Source organism: Frankia sp. AiPa1, assembly GCF_023243075.1.
In the GTDB taxonomy this organism is placed as follows: Bacteria; Actinomycetota; Actinomycetes; order Frankiales; family Frankiaceae; genus Frankia.
This window is the reverse complement of sequence record NZ_JALKFZ020000126.1, coordinates 1-17,232: the sequence shown is the minus strand read 5'-3', so window position 1 is coordinate 17,232 and position 17,232 is coordinate 1. Positions and strand designations below refer to the sequence as shown.

The window sequence follows — 17,232 nt, the reverse complement described above, 5'->3', positions numbered from 1 at the left end:
TCCGACCGGGGAAGCGGATCAGGGGGAATGGAGCAGACGTCCGGCGGGGCGCCTGGGCGTGGACGATGACTCCTCGCCGTCGGGGTCGATCGCGGCGGCGACGGGGGCGCCGTCCGGGTCGGTGACGACGAGCGGGGTATCGGCGGCGACTGAGCGCTTGACGATCGCCAGCGCGATTGGCCCGAGCTCCGCATGCATCTCCGACGTGCCCACGAAGCCGACCTCGCGGCCGTCGGCCGTGACCGGCGAGCCGGGCGCGGCCACCGTGCCATCGAGGTGGAGCAGCACCAGCCGGCGTGGTGGACGACCCAGGTTGTGCACCCGAGCGACGGTCTCCTGGCCCCGGTAGCACCCCTTGTCCAGGTGCACGGCGCTGGCGAGCCAGCCCACCTCGTGCGGGATCGTGCGGTGATCGGTCTCCTGCCCGAGACGCGGCTGGCGGGCCGCGATCCGGGTCGCCTCGAAGGCCGACAGCCCGGCCGGCACCGCACCGGCCTCCCGCAGCCGCGCCACCGTCGCGGCCAGCGTCGACCGCTCGACGAGCAGGTCCAGGCCGTGGTGCGTCCGCCGCACAAGCGTGTCGTCCGCGGCGCGAACGACCGGGTACGGCCCGACCGTCGGGGCGCCGGTCGACTCGGCAGGAAGCGGCTCGGGCAGATCAAGCGGCACGCCGTCGACGTCGGTTCCACCGGCCGTGCCGCTGGCGGCCTCGCCGCTGGCCGGGTCGCCTGCGCCGTCGGCGGCCAGGGCCACGCCGACCACCCGCACCGCGTCCGGGCCGAGCACGCTCAGGACGGCCCAACCGGCGCTGACGTCCTCGGGCTCGACCCGCAGCAGGAAACGCATCGACTCCAGGTAGCGCAGCAGCCCGGCGGCCGTGCCGGGCTCGACGTCGATCCAGGTGGCCGAACCGTCATCGGAGACGGTGAGATGATGCTCGACGTGGCCCTGCGGCGACAGGACCAACGCCTCGCTGCCGCGCATCGCACCCAGCCCGGACAGGTGCTGCGAGGTGATGCTGTGCAGCCAGCCCAGCCGATCCGGGCCGCCGATGCGGATGACCTCGCGGTGCGAACGGTCGACGACGACGGCACCGCGCGCCGCGGCGCGCTGCTCGCGCAACGGATCGCCGTAGTGCGCGGCGACCGCGCCGTCCCGACCACGGCCGGCGACAGCGCCGGGCAGTCCGAGAAGCGGGCTCGACGAGGCTGCCGGCGTCGCACTCGGTGCCGGCGTCGCACTCGGAGTCGGAGTCGGCGTCGCACTCGGTGCCGGCGTCGCACTTGCACTCGGCGTCGGCGTCGGTGCTGCCGTCGAGGGCGACTCGGATGGAGCCGTGCCGGGTGCCGTCCTGGATTCGGCGCTCATGCCTCCAGTCTAGGTCGCCGCCTCCCGCCACAGCATTTCGTGATCACCATCGGGCATCCCTCGGAAGATCGTTCGCCGCCTGCGGCGCCGGCTGGCCAGCCTCGCGTGTGGACCGGTGGGTGCGCCTCTCGGCGGCGCGGGTTTGTTCCCGCGCGGGGTGTCGCGAGCGTCCCAGTCGACGCGCCGAAAAATGCGTTGCGAGGTGCCCCCCGCGCCGCGTAGCGTTCGCGGTACGCGAGAAGGGAGGTGGTCCACGCTTTGTATGCTCATAGGACTCGTGAGGTGACTGTCCGCTAGCCGGTCTCGTGGTCCTCACCTCTAGCCGGGTGGCCTGCGGGCACCGGCACCGGCGAGTACCAGGCAGATCACCCGACCCCCGGGCGCCGTCGACAAGTCCCGACGGTCCTCGCTCCCGCGCACCGCGCAGGCGAGGAGACGCCCGGGGGTCGTTCGCTTTCCGGCTCTGACCGGCTCGCGGCGACTCCCGACCGGCTTCCGGCTCCTCCTGGGCGACTGCCCCCGACTCCCGAGCGGCTCGCGGCGGCTCGCGGCGGCTCGCGGGATTGTCGGTTGAGTGGCGGCCGCGAGGGGACTCCACCGCTGGCCGCTGTACCAAGGGCGTTTTACCGAGCCGCCGCGCCCGGACCACGACCTCGTCTCGGATGGGCTCGGTGGCGCCAGGATTTCCCCACAGGAGCCCCACCGCAGTCGAAACACCCCCTCCCACCTCCGGAGCACACCGGCGCGAGACGGCGCCGACCGCCCGGGCATCAGGTCCGGACCGCGATAGTCACGTCTCGCAGTGGGCTCCCGAGCAAGATTCGTCTATGTAGGTCGTCGTGGGGGGCAAATCGGACACGAACACCCCCACGACGACCTGTTTGGATCTTCGGCTCCCGCGGCCGCCGGATTGCTGTTACGGAGAGTGACATTGCGCGGGGCGGCGCGGGGCGGTGCGGGGCGGCGGTGCGGGCGGGGCGGGGGCGGTGCGGGGGCGGTGCGGGGGCGGTGCGGGGGGTGGTGTGGTGGGTCGTCGGCGGGAGTTGTGTGTGTGGGCGGTCGTGCTGGCCGTGCCCGGTCGGGCGGGGGCGTGGCAGCCGTGCCGGGGTGTGACCGGCCGCGATACGGACGCGATCCGGCGCAGTCCAGGTGTAGTGGCGGCAATGCTGGCCGAGGGCCGGCCCCGGCAGGCAGGATTCGGGTATGCCGACCCTCGTCCTGCTCCGCCACGGTGAGAGCAACTGGAACCGTGAGAACCTGTTCACCGGCTGGGTGGACGTCGACCTGTCCGACAAGGGTGTGAAGGAGGCCACCCGCGGCGGTGAGCTCCTGCTCGAGGCCGGTGTCCTGCCGGACGTGGTGCACACGTCCGTGCTGACCCGGGCGATCCGCACCGCCTGGCTGGCCCTTGACGCGGCCGGGCGGACCTGGATCCCGGTGCGCCGCACCTGGCGGCTCAACGAGCGTCACTACGGTGGCCTGCAGGGCCTGAACAAGGCCGAGACGCTGGAGAAGTTTGGCCAGGAGCAGTTCCAGCTTTGGCGCCGCTCCTATGACACGCCGCCGCCGGAGATCGGCCCAGAGCAGGTCAGCGGGGTGGACGAGCGCTACGCCGAGCTCGCCCCGGACCTCGTGCCACGTACCGAGTGCCTCGCGGACGTCGTTGCCCGGATGCTGCCCTACTGGTACGACGCGATCGTGCCGGATCTTCGGGCCGGCCGCACGGTGCTGGTCGCCGCGCATGGCAACTCGCTGCGAGCCCTCGTCAAGCATCTTGACCGGATCGGCGACGCCGACATCGCCGGCCTGAACATCCCGACCGGCATCCCGCTGCGCTACGAGCTTGACGATGATCTCAAGGTCGTCAGCTCCGGCTACCTCGACCCAGATGCCGCGGCGAGCGCCGCCGCGGCCGTCGCCGCGCAGGGCACGAAGAAGTAGTCCGCGCGGGGGTCCGGGCGGCGAGCGCCGGTCAGGTCGACCACCCTTGCCTCCGGTGCCTCCCGTCAGGTCGATCGCCGTTGCCTGGAACACCGGCTGTCCGGCCCGGGCAGCCGGCCCGGACGGTCAGCCCGCGGGGATGGTCCACCAGGCCTGCGGCGCGGTCGAGGGCCTGGGCCGGGCGCTGGTCACGCCGAGGTGTTCTCCCCGGTGACGAGGTAGATCACCCGTCGGGCCACCGACACCGCGTGGTCGGCGTACCGCTCGTAGTATCGACCGCACAGGGTGATGTCGATCGCGGCCTCCATGCCGTGTGGCCAGGGCTTCTCGATCAGCACGTGGAACAGGGTGCGGTGCAGCCCGTCCATCGTGTCGTCGTCGGCCTCGAGCTGCTTGGCCAGGTCGGTGTCGCGGCTGGCGATGACCGAGCCCGCCTTGGCGACGATGCGCTGCGCGACCTGGCCCATCTCCAGCATGGTGGAACGCAGCTCCGGCGGGATCGCCCGCCCGGGGTAACGGCGGCGCGCGACCTTCGCCACGTGCAGCGCGAGGTCGCCCATCCGCTCCAGATCGGCGACCATCCGTAGCGTGGTGACCATGATCCGCAGGTCGGTCGCGACCGGTGCCTGCCGCGCCATCACATCGAACGCGCGCTCCTCGATCTCGTTACGCAGCAGGTCGACGGTCTCGTCGCCGCTGATCACGTTCTCGGCGAGCTGCAGGTCGGCGTCGAGTAGGGCGGTCGTCGCCCGCGCCATGGCCGAGGCGACCAGGTTGGTCATCTCGATCAGTGACTGGTCGATGCTCTCAAGTTCGTCAGTGAAGGCGTCCCGCACGGACGGCTCCTTGTCTTCGCTAGATGGCTCTGTCGTTGCTGGACGGCTCGGGACGGCAGGTGGGGGCATATCGGCGAGATCCATGAGATCACGGGAACGGCGTGGGTGGGACACGCCGAACCTTGACGATGAGGTGCAGCTCTCGCGGTTCGGTGAACGTCGACGATAGGTCCGATGAACAACGAGCGACGATCGGCGCTGAAGGCTTGCGGAGCGATGCCCAGGTGGCATGGCGGGACCTAGCATGCGGCGAGTGGGTGACAGGTCGGTGGATGGCGTGACAAGCCGTGCGCTTCCCGTGAAGCCACCTGTCTGTGCTGGTCCTCCCGCTGCGGCGGTCGGTTTCTCCTGGGATGGACGATGACGCTGGTACCGGGTCGAACGCCTGCGCACACCGGTCCCGGCGGCGGTGCGCTCGACGGCGTGCTGCTGCCGGCGAAACTGATCCGCCGGGTGATCTCCGGGCTACCGACTGGCCTGGTGGTGCTGGACGCCGCCGACCGGGCGGTGCTGGTCAACACGGTCGCCCGCCGGATGGGCGTGGTGCGGGACTACGAGATCGCCGTTGCCGAGCTCGCCGACCTGGTCCAGGCCACCCGCCGGGCCGGGCGCGATCATGAGCGCGAGATCGACCTGCCTCCTGTTCCGGAGCCGCCGCTGACCCGACCCCGCCCGGATCAGGAGGCTCTCGCCGTGCGGACCCGGGCGCGCCTGTTGGACTCGACCGGTCATGTTGCCGTCATCCTCGATGACATCACGGAGTCACGTCGGGTTGAGGCGGTGCGCCGGGACTTTGTCGCCAACGTCAGCCACGAGCTCAAGACGCCCGTCGGCGCGCTGCATGTGCTCGCCGAGGCGGTCGCCGCGGCCAGCGAGGACCCGGTGGCCGTGCGCCGGTTCGCCTCCCGGATGACCCATGAGTCGGCTCGGCTGGCTCGGCTGGTGCAGGAGATCATCGACCTGTCCCGGCTGCAGGGCGCCGAGCCGCTGCCCGACCTGCGCCCGCTGCCCACCGGTGACCTGCTGACCGAGGCCGTCGACCGCAACCGGCTTGCCGCGCAGGCCCAGGAGATCTCCGTCGTGGTGATCGGTGACGGCGAGCTGCGGGTGCTCGGCGACGAGGGCCAGCTGGTCACCGCGGTCGCGAACCTGCTGGAGAACGCGATCAGCTACTCGCCCCGCGGTACCCGCATCGTGCTCGGCGTGCGCCGGAGCGGAACGACGGTCGAGATCTCGGTGGCCGATGAGGGCATGGGCATCGCCGAGAAGGACCTGGAGCGCGTGTTCGAGCGGTTCTACCGGGCCGATCCCGCGCGTTCACGGGCCACAGGTGGCACTGGCCTGGGGCTTGCGATCGTCAAGCACATCGCCACCAATCACGGGGGCACGGCCACCGTCTGGAGCGCCGAGGGCGCCGGGTCGACCTTCACCATCCGCCTACCGGTGTTCACGGCCGGCCCGGGCGTCGGGGCCGAGCTCGCCGCGGCGGCTGGTTCCGATGAGGCCGGGCCGGCGGCGGACATCGCCATGGACGGGGCGGATGCCAGTGCCCTGGCCGCAGGCGCGAGCGAGGGCACTGACGGTGCCGTCGCCGACAGAAACGGGAAGCGGTCCGGGTCGGCCGGTCCGTCGGACGGGACAAGGGGTGCGATCAGGTGACCCGGCTGCTGGTGGTCGAGGACGAGGAGTCGTTCTCCGACGCGTTGTCGTTCATGTTGGAACGGGAGGGATTCGAGGTCGGGGTCGTGGCGGACGGCCCGAGCGCCCTGGCCGAGTTCGACCGCCGCGGCGCTGATCTTGTCCTGCTCGACCTCATGCTGCCGGGCCTGTCCGGCACCGAGGTGTGCCGCACGCTGCGGACCCGCTCGAGTGTGCCGATCATCATGCTCACCGCCCGGGACAGCGAGATCGACAAGGTGCTCGGGCTGGAGCTCGGCGCCGACGACTACGTCACCAAGCCGTTCTCCTCCCGGGAGCTCGTCGCCCGGATCCGCGCGGTGCTGCGCCGCCGCTCGGAGACCGAGGAGGTCTCGGACACGACGCTGGAGGCCGGCCCGGTGCGGATGGACGTCGAACGGCACGTCGTCACGGTCGAGGGAACCACGGTGACGCTGCCACTCAAGGAATTCGAGCTGCTCGAGATGTTCCTGCGCAACGCGGGAAGGGTACTCACGCGGGGGCAACTGATCGACAGGGTCTGGGGGTCCGATTATGTCGGTGACACGAAGACCCTGGACGTACACGTCAAAAGACTTCGGACGAAGATTGAGCGCGAGCCCGGCAGCCCCCGCCATCTCGTGACCGTGCGGGGACTGGGCTACAAGTTCGAGCCGTGACCGCTGGCCGGTCACGATGAAAGGGCGGTGTTCGGGTGCTCGGTGGCGTTCGTCCGACGGGATGGTTCCCACTCGGGTCGCACCGTGCGGCTTCGCGATCGGGGGCGGGCGGTGCGCCGACCGTGGTCGCGCGGCCGGAGGAGCTGACGGAGGCCTCGGACGCTCCGGCACAGTCGGCGTCCACGCCGCTGGCCGCGTCCCTGGATCTCGCGGCGCCGGATCCCGACGGCCCGGTGGAGGTCGACGGCGTCGACGGGCTGGGCCAAGGGGTGGTGGCCGTACTGCCGGCGGTCCTCTCCGAGCCCGCCCTGCCGAACACGGGCACCATGCCCGCCGGGGTCGTGGTGGTCGAGGCCCCGTCCGCCCAGGTCGTGTCGTCCCAGGCCGTGACCGGTGGGCCGGTGGTTGCCGGGGGTGTGGTGGCCGAGCTGCGTCCGGTGCTGCCGGGCGTCGACGTCGGTCCGCTGCCCGCCGGGCCGCATCCCGGGCCGATGCGTCTGGGCGTGATCGATATCGGGTCGAACACGGCGCACCTGTTGGTCGTCGACGCCCACCGCGGTGGGCAGCCGCAGCCGGCGGCAAGCGTTCGGGTCCCCCTGCGGCTCATCGAGCTGCTCGAGGCCGACGGCTCGCTCGGAGCTGAGGGTGAGTATGCCCTCACTGCCTGCGTGCGGGAAATGCGTGAGCAGGCGGAGACGCTCGGGGTCCAGGACCTGGCCGCGTTCGCGACGTCCGCCCTGCGGGACGCGAGCAACGGCGATCAGGTGCTGGACCGGGTCCGGGCGGCGACCGGGGTGGGCATCGGCGTGCTGTCGGGTGAGGAGGAGGCCCGGCTCACCTTCCTGGCCGTGCGGCGCTGGTTCGGGTGGAGCGCGGGCCGACTGCTGGCTCTCGACATCGGCGGCGGCTCGCTGGAGATCGGCGCCGGCATGCACGAGGACCCGGAGGTCGTCGTGTCACTGCCGCTGGGCGCAAGCCGGCTCACCCGCGGCTGGCTCGCCGACGCCGACCCGCCGCGGCGTTCCGACCTGGCGGAGCTCCGCCGCTACGTGCGGGCCCAGATCGCGCCGGTCGTCGGCACGATCTACCACCTCGGCGAGCACACCCGCGCGGTGGCGACCTCGAAGACCTTCCGCTCGCTGGCCCGCATCGCCGGCGCCGAGCCGTACAGCCGCGGTCCGTACACCCGGCGGGTCCTGCGCCGCGACGACCTCGCCGATGTGGTCACGCGGCTGACCCGGATGTCGGCCGAGGAGCGGGCGGCTCTGCCGGGGGTTTCGGCGAGCCGGGCGGGACAGCTCGTGGCGGGAGCGGTGGTGGCCGCCGAGGCGCTGGATCTGTTCAGCATCGAGGAAGCCGAGATCTGCCCGTGGGCGCTGCGGGAAGGTGTGATCCTGCGCCGGCTGGACTGGCTCACCTCGGCCTGATGCTGACCCCTGGTGGCCGTAGGTCCACGTTCGGTGGCCGATCCCGATCCCGATCCCGATGCCGGCGCGCCGGTGAGCGTGGGCGGGCGTGCGGTTGCGGCACTGTCCGGCCGACCCGCTGGCCCATAAAGGGGAAAAAGGACTTTTCGGGTTGTGAAGTGCCCATCCCAGTGCGATGATGATCGAATGTGGCCGTTGTCACGTGAGATGTCGGGCTATGTGCCCCCCTTGGCTGAGGCTCACCGCGGGCGGAGCCGTGGAGATGGCCTAGCCTGGACGAGGAGGGCGACCGCAAGGTCCGGTCGCCGACTCTTGGGGCAGGGAGAAGGATTGCGGGCGCGGCGAGCGGGTGCGTGGCCGGCCGACTCGGCTCGGTCGGTGGTGGCTGGCCCGCCCGCGGCCGCAGTTGCGCCGTCCACCCCGTCCCCGTCCCCCTCGCCCGGATCGTCTCCCCGGGCCGGATCGTCTGCCTCGGACTGGGCCGTCGCCGCAGTCTCCTTGGGCTCGGTCCCGCCCGGCTCGGTCCCGCCCGGCTCCGTCCCGGCGTCGTCCGCGCGCAGGACGGGATCCGCACTCGCGGTGCCCCGGTCCCTTACCGGCCCGGCGCCGCAGGCCCCCGCGGCCCGGGTCGCGCTGTCCACCGCTTCGACCTACCCCGAGTCGACGGCGTCGGCCTTCGAGATGGCCGCCCGACTCGGCTACGACGGCGTCGAGATCATGGTGTGGACGGACCCGGTCAGCCAGGACCCGCAGGCACTGCGCCGCCTGGTCGACTATCACGGGCTGCCGATCCTCGCGGTGCACGCGCCCTGTCTGCTGCTCACCCAGCGGGTCTGGGGAAGCGACCCGTGGTCCAAGCTGGTGCGTGCCCGCAGCGTCGCCGAGACCCTCGGCGCCCCGACGGTCGTCGTCCACCCACCGTTTCGCTGGCAGCGTGACTACGCGCGGGATTTCATCACCGGCATCGAGCGGATGGGGTCAGAGACCGACGTCCGGTTCGCCGTGGAGAACATGTTCCCGCTGCGGGCCCGCGGCCGAGAGGTCTCCGCCTACGCGCCGGACTGGTCGCCCGTCGGCGACGACTATGCGCACGTGACTCTCGACCTGTCGCACACCAGCGTGTCCCGCTCCGATGCGATGGCCATGGCCGGCCAGCTCGGTGACCGCCTCGTCCACGTGCACCTGGCCGACGGTCTCGGTTCGGCCAAGGACGAGCACCTCGTGCCCGGCCGGGGCACCCAGCCCTGTGCCGAGCTTCTCGAACTGCTTGCCGCGGGCGGCTTCGACGGCACGATCGTCGTGGAGATCAACACCCGTCGGGCGGAGTCACGCGCACAGCGGGAGGCCGACCTCGCCGAGGCGCTGGCCTTCACCCGCCTGCACTTCGCGGCACCGTCGCTCGCGACCGTTCCCGGCCCGGCCCCCCGCCCATGACCGTCCGTGCCCGGCAGCAGGGGCTGACACGGTCGGGGAGGCTCGGCGCAATCGGGCCGTGACCCGTCCGAACGGCACACCGAGAGAGCCCGGCGATCCTGCCCCGGGCGCGGGATCGTCCCCGGCCCTGCCGTTTCGGGCCCGCACCGCCACCGGCTCGGTGTTCGACGCGCTGGCCGACGCCTACGCGGCCACGCGGCCGGGGTATCCGGAGCAGATCCTGGTCGACATCGAGCGGATTCTCGGTCGATCGCTGTTCGGTGCGGACGTCGTGGACGTCGGAGCGGGCACGGGCATCGCCACACGTCTGCTGCTGCGGCGTGGCGCGCGGGTCGTGCCGGTCGAGCCCGGCCCCGACATGCTTGCTCGGCTGCTCGACGACACGCCCGGGCTACCGGCCGTCCGAGGTGATGGCGAAGCGCTCCCGCTGCGGACCGGCGTGGCCGATCTGATCTGTTATGCGCAGGCCTGGCACTGGGTGGACGTCCCGGTGGCGGCAGCCGAGGCGGCCCGGGTCCTGCGCGGGGGCGGTGCGCTCGCCGTCTGGTGGAACGACGTCGACGCGCAGCAGGCGCGCTGGTGGCAGCGCCAACAGGACCGCCTCGAGCGGATGAGCCCCGGCTATCAGCGCGGCTACCGCACCCGCCCGTATGCCGACGAGCTGCGCTGGACGGGTCACTTCGAGGAGGTCGTGACGCTCAGCGGGCGGTGGGAACGGCGTATCGGGCTTGCGGACTACCTCACCTGGCAGCGGTCGAAGTCATACGTGGCAGCCATCGGCGACCGTCTTGAGGATTATCTGGCCGCCGAGCGGGACAGCATCCTGCGTGCCTTTCCGGATGGGGTCGTCGTCGAACCCTTCCGCACACTGTTGGTCATCGCACGCGTCCCCGGCCCTCTGGCCGCCTGACCGCATCGCACCGCACCGACGCCCGGCCCGGTCCATCCGGGTGCCCGGATCCGGGCACCCCCGGGAATCGCTGTAGTGGTTCTGTTTGATATAAAGTGTGTGCTTGTTTGTGTTGTATCGCACACCCTCCGTTGATTTATAGATGATGATGTTTTATCGGTTTCAGTGCCGTTTAGCCATCCGTTAGTCTGGCCGCGATCGCGGGGTGGTGACGGACTTTGCCGGCGTAGCGAGTGGTGGTGGGCCCATGGGCCGGATCCGCCGCTACGGCGCTGGTGAGGTGCGGCTGCGCACAGCCCGGCCCGCCGTCGCGTATCCACCCCGACGCAAACGCCGCTCGTCGGCGTGCTGATGGAGGAGGCGACGGTCACCATGGCGCGTGCCGCGAGCCAGGATGTGGTGAGAGAGCCTCGGGCCAGGTCGGCCGGCCCGCGTATGGACGGTCCGGCCGCCGCCGCCGCCGCGGCGCGGGCGGCCGCGGCGGATGCGGCCGCCCGTTTCGCCTACAACCCGGCACTCGACGGCATGCGGGTGATCTGCATCTACATCATCCTTGCCGGTCACATGGGCGCCATCCACGCCAGCAACGTCGCGGTCGATGTCTTCTTCGTCCTCAGCGGGTTTCTGATCACGGCACTGCTGCTGGCCGAACGTCATCGGACCGGAACGGTCTCGATCGGTCGGTTCCTGGTGCGACGCGCCTACCGGCTCATGCCTGCGATGTGGGTCTACCTGCTGGTCGGGCTGGCTGTGACGGTGGCGTTCAAATGGAACGACATCGCCTTCCGCGACGACTACATCGGCAGCGCCGTCTCGGCGTTCTTCAATGTGAACAACTGGTACAAGGTCCTGCATCCGGGGGCGGGTGGCCGCTGGCTTGCCCACGTCTGGTCGCTGTCGTTGGAGGAGCAGTTCTACCTGCTGTGGCCGGTGCTGTTTCTGACGGTGACCGGGTCCGCCCGACTGCGGCCTCACCTGACGAGCATCCTGGTGGGGCTGATCGCGGCGCTGTCCGCCTGGACGTTCGTCGTGGCGGGCAGCGGCGCGCCGCACTCACGCGTCTATCTGGCCCTGGACACGCACGTCGCGCCGTTGTTGATCGGCTGTCTGCTGGCGGTCTGGCGCGATGCTCGGCTGCGGGCCCTCGCCTGGGCGCAGGACCTGCCAGCCCCCCCGCGGCCCGGGTCGGACTCCGGGGAGCGTCGGCACCGACGCGCCGCCCGTGCGGATGCTGGTGGCACCCGCGGCGGCGGGCGTGCGGGTGGACGGGGCGCGGCGGACCGATCCACCCGGTCGACGAATGCCGCGACTCTGGCCGCGTTGGGGCGCTGGCCGGCGGGACGGTGCATCGCAAGCCTGGGGCTGGCCGCCGCGATCGGGCTGGTCGTGTTCGCCTTCGTCGGCCCGAACAAGGACAGCCGCACCGCGAACTGGCTGGACCATGCCGCCTACCTGCCGAGCGCCCTGCTTGCCGCCATCGTCGTCCTGAGCGCCGACCTGCGCCGGGACGCGGCCTGGGTTCGACTGCTCGGCCGGCCGCGGATGGCGTTCCTCGGAAAGATCACTTTCAGTATCTATCTGTGGCACTACCCGGTGATCTCGGCGGCAAACGGACAGCTCGTGCCACGGATCGGACTGTGGCCGTCAGTGGTCTGTGCGGCGGCGATCAGTACCGTCGTCGCCTACTTCTCCAACCGCTTCATCGAGAAGCCGGCCCAGCGGGCGCGCCCGGCCTGGGCGGACACCCCACGCGGACCCGCCAGGGCGCCCATCGCGGACGCGGCCGGCGCCCTGCCGGTCCCCCCGGCGCCGCGAGACCCGATGCCGGGCGAGCGCGTGGAGGACACCACCTGGCTCAATCTCCCCGGTTCGCCCGGTTCGCCCGGTTCGCCCGGTTCGCCTGGTCGGCACGCCTCGCCTGGTCGGCACGCCTCGCCTGGTCGGCACGGCTCACCTGATCCGCGCGGCACGTCTGATCCGTCCGGCTCGACCGGTACCCGTGCGCCGCGCGGGTCATCCGGCCGAGGGAGCGCGGAAGATTCCGGCATTTCGGACCGCCCGGGCGCTGCGATCGATGGCCGTCCCGACGATCGATGGCACCAGGCTGGACGACAGCGGGCCCGTGCCACGGCTGACCGTGAGTGGGCTGACGATGAACGGGCTGCTGACCGTGAGTGGGAGGACGACGCGCGGGAGCGGATGCGTCATCGGTCCGGTCCGGATGGCCGGGCTCCGTCATGGTCCGACGCGGCAGCCAGCTCCGCTGGCCAGGAGCACCGGGCCCAGGTGGGCGCCGAGAACCGAGCGGCCGACCTGTCCCGCAACGGCGGTCAGTCGGGAAACGGCCAGGTCCGGCCAGGTCCGGACGGCCACTGGGTCGGTGAGGAGACCGCCTGGCTGGCCGCCGGTCGGGCACCGAGGACATCGGCGCACTCAGGGCCGCGAGTTGGATCCGCGCCGCCGGTCGGCCCCAATGTCGCGCGCGACGGCGACGCGCGAAGCCAGCTGCCGTGGGATCCAGGCGACCGCCGCGGGCCTCGCGGTGCTGACCGGTACGTCGTCTCCCCGCCTGCCGGCCCGTGGGAATCCGACGATATCTGGGTGGACGAGGGCTACGCGCGCGCGCCCGCCGGGTACGCGCGCGGCCAGGCCTGGCCGTCCCCCGAGACCTCCGCCAGCCCCGGCCCGGTCCCTGGGCCTGCCCCCGGCCCGGTGCCCGGGGGGCCTGCCCCCGGACGTGGCGCGCCCGCCTGGGGTTCGGTGACCGGCCCGAGTCGGCCGCCGGCGGACCCGGCGTACATCGACGAGGTCTATCCGGGCGAGCTGCTCCGGGAGTCGCCCGCGGGGCAGGGAGCTGCCTGGGACCCGGGCGGGGCTGGGTACCTGGGTGGAGCTGGGTACTCCGGTGGGGCTGGGTACTCGGGTGAGCCTGCGGCGGAAAACCCGCCGCCCGCCGGGTATGCCTCGCGCCAGGCCCACAGGGGGGACGCCCCCGACGGGGGCTACCGCGCGGGGTGGTAGCCCGCCCGGGTCGACCTTGCGCGCACCCGCGGATGCCCGGCGTCGAGGGATCAGACCCGCACCGAGGGCCTGGGCGTGCGGACGTGACCGGCGGTCCTGACCGAAGGTCATGGTCCGGGGCCGCGACCGGGGCCGCGACCGGGGCCGCGACCGGGTCCATCGACCGGGGGGCATGGCTTGCGGGACGGCCGGCCGCGGGTGACGTCCGCGTGCGCCGTACTCTCCAGGCCGGCGGGTGGACGAGAGCTGAGGGAAGGGACGTTCATGGTCATTGGGGTCATCGGGGCAGGGAGACTCGGGAGCGCGGTGCTCGCCGGACTCCTGCGGTCCGGGCACGGTGCCACGGATGTCGTCGTGGCGGAGAAGGACGCGGGCCGGTCGCAGGAGATCGCGGACCAGCACGGGGTGCCGGTCCATCCGCCGACGGTCGTCGCGGCCAAGGCGGACGTGCTGCTGATCGTCGTCAAGCCGCAGGACGTCTCGACCCTGCTCACCGAGATCGCCCCGCAGGTGACGGTCGGCACGCTGGTCGTGTCGCTGGCCGCGGGAGTGACGACCGCGGCGATCGAGTCGCTGCTGCCGTCACGTCCGCCGGTCATTCGGGTCATGACCAACACCCCACTGCTCATCGGCGAGGCGATGTCGGCGATCTGCGCCGGCCAGCACGCGCAGGAGGAGCATCTGGCGACGGCTCAGGCGCTGCTGGCGCCGGTCGGCCAGGTCACCCGGGTGACCGAGGCGCAGCTCGACGCGGTCACCGCCCTGTCCGGCAGCGGTCCGGCCTACTTCTTCTACCTGGTCGAGGCCATGGTCGAGGCGGGGGTTGTGCTGGGCCTGCCCCGCCCGCTCGCCACCCAGCTGGCCACCCAGACGGCCGTAGGCTCCGCCCTGATGCTGCGGGACACCGGCGAGCATCCCGCGCTGCTGCGCGAGGCGGTGACCTCGCCCGCCGGTACCACCATCGCCGCGTTGCGCCACCTGGACCGGGCGGCGGTACGCGCGGCGCTGATCGACGCGTGCCAGGCGGCCAGCGAGCGATCCCGCGAGCTTGGCCGCGTGGGGTGATCGGCTGATGATCGGCTACGGTACACCCGGTGCGTGGCCGTGGCAGTCCGGAGTACTGGGCTCCCGTGTTCGCCCGCCGTGGCGGGTAGGCTCGCCCGGTAACTTCCTCAACATAGATCGGTCGGGTACGTGGGCTCAGTCATCAAGAAGCGTCGTAAGCGGATGGCCAAGAAGAAGCACCGCAAGCTGCTCAAGCGCACGCGCGTTCAGCGGCGTAACAAGAAGTAGGCGGGAGTCCGCCCTCTCGCTCCGCTGAGTTTTTCCCCGGACGATCCGGCCGCCCTACCCGGCACGCGAGTGTGGGTGACCGCCCGTCGGCCACCATGCTGCTGGGTGACGTGACGGCATACGCGCACTGTGCGGCATGAAACCAGGCATATCGCTCTACGTGCTTTGGCGATTACAGTGTGGCAGGCTGGTGTCACATGGTGGTGTTGCCGGCGCAGTCAGGGGAGCGGGATGGCGGGCTCGTGGATCAACTTCCTGTCTGATTATGGTGTGGACGACAGCTGTGTCGGTGTCTGCCACGGCGTGATCGCTCGGCATGCCCCGGCGGCCCGTGTGCTCGACCTCTGCCACGCCATCGCGGCGCAGGATGTCGGACATGCGGCGATCACCCTTGCTGACGCGATCGGCTACCTGCCGATCGGCATTCATCTCGTCGTCGTAGAGCGCCTTGACGCCGACGGGTACACCAGGGGCATCGCGGTGCGCGGGGTTGATGGTTCCATCTTCGTCTGTCCGGACAACGGCGTCGCCTCGCTGGCCTGGGAGGCGCGCGGCGGAATCGACGAGGTGCGCGAGATCGCCAATCGCGAGTTGTGGCTGCCGCTGCCGACGGCAGTCTTCCGCGGCCGAGACGTGTACGCGCCGGTCGCGGCGCGACTCGCGGCCGGGCTCGACCTGGCCGAGGTAGGGCCGCGCCTTGACCCCGGCAGCCTCACCGAGTTCCGTCCCCGCACCTGCACGGTCGATGATGACCATGTGCACGGCGAGGTCGTGTCCATCGACCACTTCGGCAATCTCTCGCTCAACATGACCCGGATCGACCTCGAGGCCGCGGGCATTCTGTTGGGCGATCCGGTGGAGGTCCGCGCCGGGAGCCGGGCCATGCGGCTGACCTTCACGCACACCTACGGCGAGGTGCCTCGCGGTGGCGTCACCGTGTGCGAGGATGCGCTGCGGCGTGTGATGATCGCGGTCAACTGTGGGCGTGCCTGCGACGTGCTGCGTCTGCGTCGTCAGGAGGCCGTCGTCGTCGGTCAGCTTCCTCGCGATGCGTCTCCCTTCCAGATCGTTCGGGATCTGCCGCTCCCGGTGTGATGCGGCCGGCTCCGCCCGCGAAACGCAGGATTATTACCTGGAGTAGTCGACGTGCCGGGTGCTCTCACGCTGCGCAGCGAATCCGGCGTGGATGGGCGTACGATGACGACAGCATCGCGTGCCGTGGGTGGGTGGCGATCCGCGGAGAATTCCGGCGGTGCTGGGATCTACCGGTACCGGGATCCACCGGCTGGTGGGACACCATCGCGGAGCACCGCCGGGTTGCGGCTGAATCGCTGCGGAGGCGGCGATCGGTGCGCGGGGATGGTGCGCGGTGGGCGAGGCGGGGAGACAGCGATGAGACCACGCCGGGTGCTGGTGACCGGGGTTGCCCGTCCGCTGGGTGCGCAGGTCGCGTCCGTACTCGCCGCTGACCCCGAGATCGAGGCGGTCGTCGGTGTCGACACGATCGACCCGGATGCCGATCTGGGCCGGACCCAGTTCGTCCGGGCTGACATCCGGCATCCGTTGATCGCAAAAGTGATCTCCACAACCGGCATCGACACGGTCCTTCATCTCAACGTCATCGCGACGCCCGTCGGCGCCGGCGGCCGGGCCGCGATGAAGGAGACGAACGTGATCGGCACGATGCAGCTGTTGGCGGCGTGCCAGAAATCGACGACCGTCACCAAGGTCATCGTGAAGTCGACCACGGCGATCTATGGTTCCTCCGCGCGGGACCCGGCGCTGTTCACGGAGGACACCGAGCCGCGTTCGCTGCCCACGGCCGGCTATGCGAAGGACGCCGTCGAAGTGGAGGGCTATGTGCGCGGCTTCAGCCGACGCCGGCCCGACATCGCGGTCACCGTACTGCGCTTCACCAGTATCCTCGGCCCGCACTCCGACAATCCGCTCGCGTTCTACCTTGATCTCCCGGTCGTCCCGACAGTGCTGGGTTTCGACCCGCGCATCCAGCTGCTGCACTCCACCGATGCGCTCGCGGTGCTTCTGCGGGCCGCCCGCGGTCACCACGCGGGCACCTTCAACGTTGCGGGAGACGGAGTCCTGCTGTTGTCCCAGGCGACTCGCCGGGCCGGTCGACCGAGCATTCCGGCACCGTTTCCGGCCATCGAGATGCTGGGCGGGCTGGCCCGCCGGCTGCGGATCATCGACTATTCGGCGGAGCAGCTCGATCTGCTCGCCCACGGGCGAGCGGTGGACACGAGCCGGCTGATCGCAGTATTCGGCTACCGTCCGCGGTACACGACGGTGGAGACGTTCGACGCGTTCGTCCAGGCCCGCAACCTTCGATTCACGTTCGATCACGAGTTGGTGTCCCGGGCGGAACACGGTCTGCTCGGTTCGTTGAGCCGGTGTCGGCTGGTGGGCTCGGCGAAATGACGGTCCGGATCGGCGTTCCCCGCCCCACGCGGTGGACAGCCGGGGAAGGCGGCGGCACCCATGGCTGACGGTGACGTTCCCGAGCAGACCCAGGGCGAGGCACGGATCATCCCGCTCAACGGGGAGCGGCGCCCGGCCACCGCGGACCGTCCGGATGGTGCCCCCGCCGACAGCCCGACCGCTGCCTCCGGCCCGGGATCGTCCGCCCGGGCTGCCGCGCCGCGCCGCCC

General features: G+C 71.4%; 13 protein-coding genes. 11 read left to right on the top strand and 2 right to left on the bottom strand.

Features of this window, described 5'->3' with window-relative positions; translation table 11 throughout:
• Positions 1-18: 18 nt before the first annotated feature.
• Positions 19-1,368: a CAF17-like 4Fe-4S cluster assembly/insertion protein YgfZ gene (ygfZ, locus tag MXD95_RS11770; protein WP_250640625.1), complete on the bottom strand. Its 1,350-nt coding sequence runs from the start codon at positions 1,366-1,368 to the stop codon at positions 19-21.
• 1,203 nt (positions 1,369-2,571) lie between these two features.
• On the opposite strand from ygfZ, the gene MXD95_RS11765 reads away from it, so the two are divergent.
• Positions 2,572-3,309 (top strand): phosphoglyceromutase, encoded by a 738-nt coding sequence (locus tag MXD95_RS11765; RefSeq protein WP_250640624.1) that lies wholly within the window; start codon positions 2,572-2,574, stop codon positions 3,307-3,309.
• 188 nt (positions 3,310-3,497) lie between these two features.
• Here MXD95_RS11765 and phoU read toward each other — a convergent pair whose 3' ends face one another.
• Entirely contained in the window at positions 3,498-4,145 is a 648-nt protein-coding gene (gene phoU / locus MXD95_RS11760) for a phosphate signaling complex protein PhoU (protein WP_250640623.1), read from the bottom strand.
• A gap of 360 nt (positions 4,146-4,505) precedes the next feature.
• Between phoU and MXD95_RS11755 the strand changes: the two genes are divergently transcribed.
• The 10 genes from MXD95_RS11755 to MXD95_RS11710 all read left to right on the top strand — a co-directional run bounded on the left by MXD95_RS11755 (position 4,506) and on the right by MXD95_RS11710 (position 17,002).
• On the top strand, positions 4,506-5,804 hold the full coding sequence (locus tag MXD95_RS11755; RefSeq protein ID WP_250640622.1) for a sensor histidine kinase: 1,299 nt from the start codon (positions 4,506-4,508) through the stop codon (positions 5,802-5,804).
• Positions 5,801-6,481 carry a response regulator gene (locus tag MXD95_RS11750; protein ID WP_250640621.1) on the top strand — a complete coding sequence of 227 codons (681 nt, stop codon included), beginning with the start codon at positions 5,801-5,803 and terminating at the stop codon, positions 6,479-6,481. The genes MXD95_RS11755 and MXD95_RS11750 overlap by 4 nt, the downstream gene beginning before the upstream one ends.
• Positions 6,482-6,603: 122 nt before the next feature.
• Positions 6,604-7,908, top strand: a complete 1,305-nt coding sequence (locus tag MXD95_RS11745; RefSeq protein WP_374122012.1) for a Ppx/GppA phosphatase family protein — start codon at positions 6,604-6,606, stop codon at positions 7,906-7,908.
• A 579-nt stretch (positions 7,909-8,487) separates the two neighbouring features.
• Positions 8,488-9,342 (top strand): sugar phosphate isomerase/epimerase family protein, encoded by an 855-nt coding sequence (locus tag MXD95_RS11740; protein WP_250640619.1) that lies wholly within the window; start codon positions 8,488-8,490, stop codon positions 9,340-9,342.
• 160 nt (positions 9,343-9,502) lie between these two features.
• A complete protein-coding gene (locus tag MXD95_RS11735) occupies positions 9,503-10,252 on the top strand; it encodes a class I SAM-dependent methyltransferase (protein WP_250640724.1) in 750 nt (249 codons plus the stop codon).
• A 399-nt stretch (positions 10,253-10,651) separates the two neighbouring features.
• Positions 10,652-13,273 (top strand): acyltransferase, encoded by a 2,622-nt coding sequence (locus tag MXD95_RS11730; RefSeq protein ID WP_250640618.1) that lies wholly within the window; start codon positions 10,652-10,654, stop codon positions 13,271-13,273.
• Positions 13,274-13,537: 264 nt separating this feature from the next.
• Positions 13,538-14,338 (top strand): pyrroline-5-carboxylate reductase, encoded by an 801-nt coding sequence (gene proC, locus MXD95_RS11725; protein ID WP_250640617.1) that lies wholly within the window; start codon positions 13,538-13,540, stop codon positions 14,336-14,338.
• A 129-nt stretch (positions 14,339-14,467) separates the two neighbouring features.
• The gene (locus MXD95_RS11720; RefSeq protein ID WP_003948845.1) at positions 14,468-14,566 is read left to right on the top strand and encodes a 30S ribosomal protein bS22; all 99 of its coding nucleotides are present in this window, start codon (positions 14,468-14,470) and stop codon (positions 14,564-14,566) included.
• A gap of 231 nt (positions 14,567-14,797) precedes the next feature.
• Positions 14,798-15,661 carry an SAM hydrolase/SAM-dependent halogenase family protein gene (locus tag MXD95_RS11715; RefSeq protein ID WP_250640723.1) on the top strand — a complete coding sequence of 288 codons (864 nt, stop codon included), beginning with the start codon at positions 14,798-14,800 and terminating at the stop codon, positions 15,659-15,661.
• 297 nt (positions 15,662-15,958) lie between these two features.
• A complete protein-coding gene (locus tag MXD95_RS11710; RefSeq protein WP_250640616.1) occupies positions 15,959-17,002 on the top strand; it encodes an NAD-dependent epimerase/dehydratase family protein in 1,044 nt (347 codons plus the stop codon).
• Positions 17,003-17,232 lie beyond the last annotated feature (230 nt).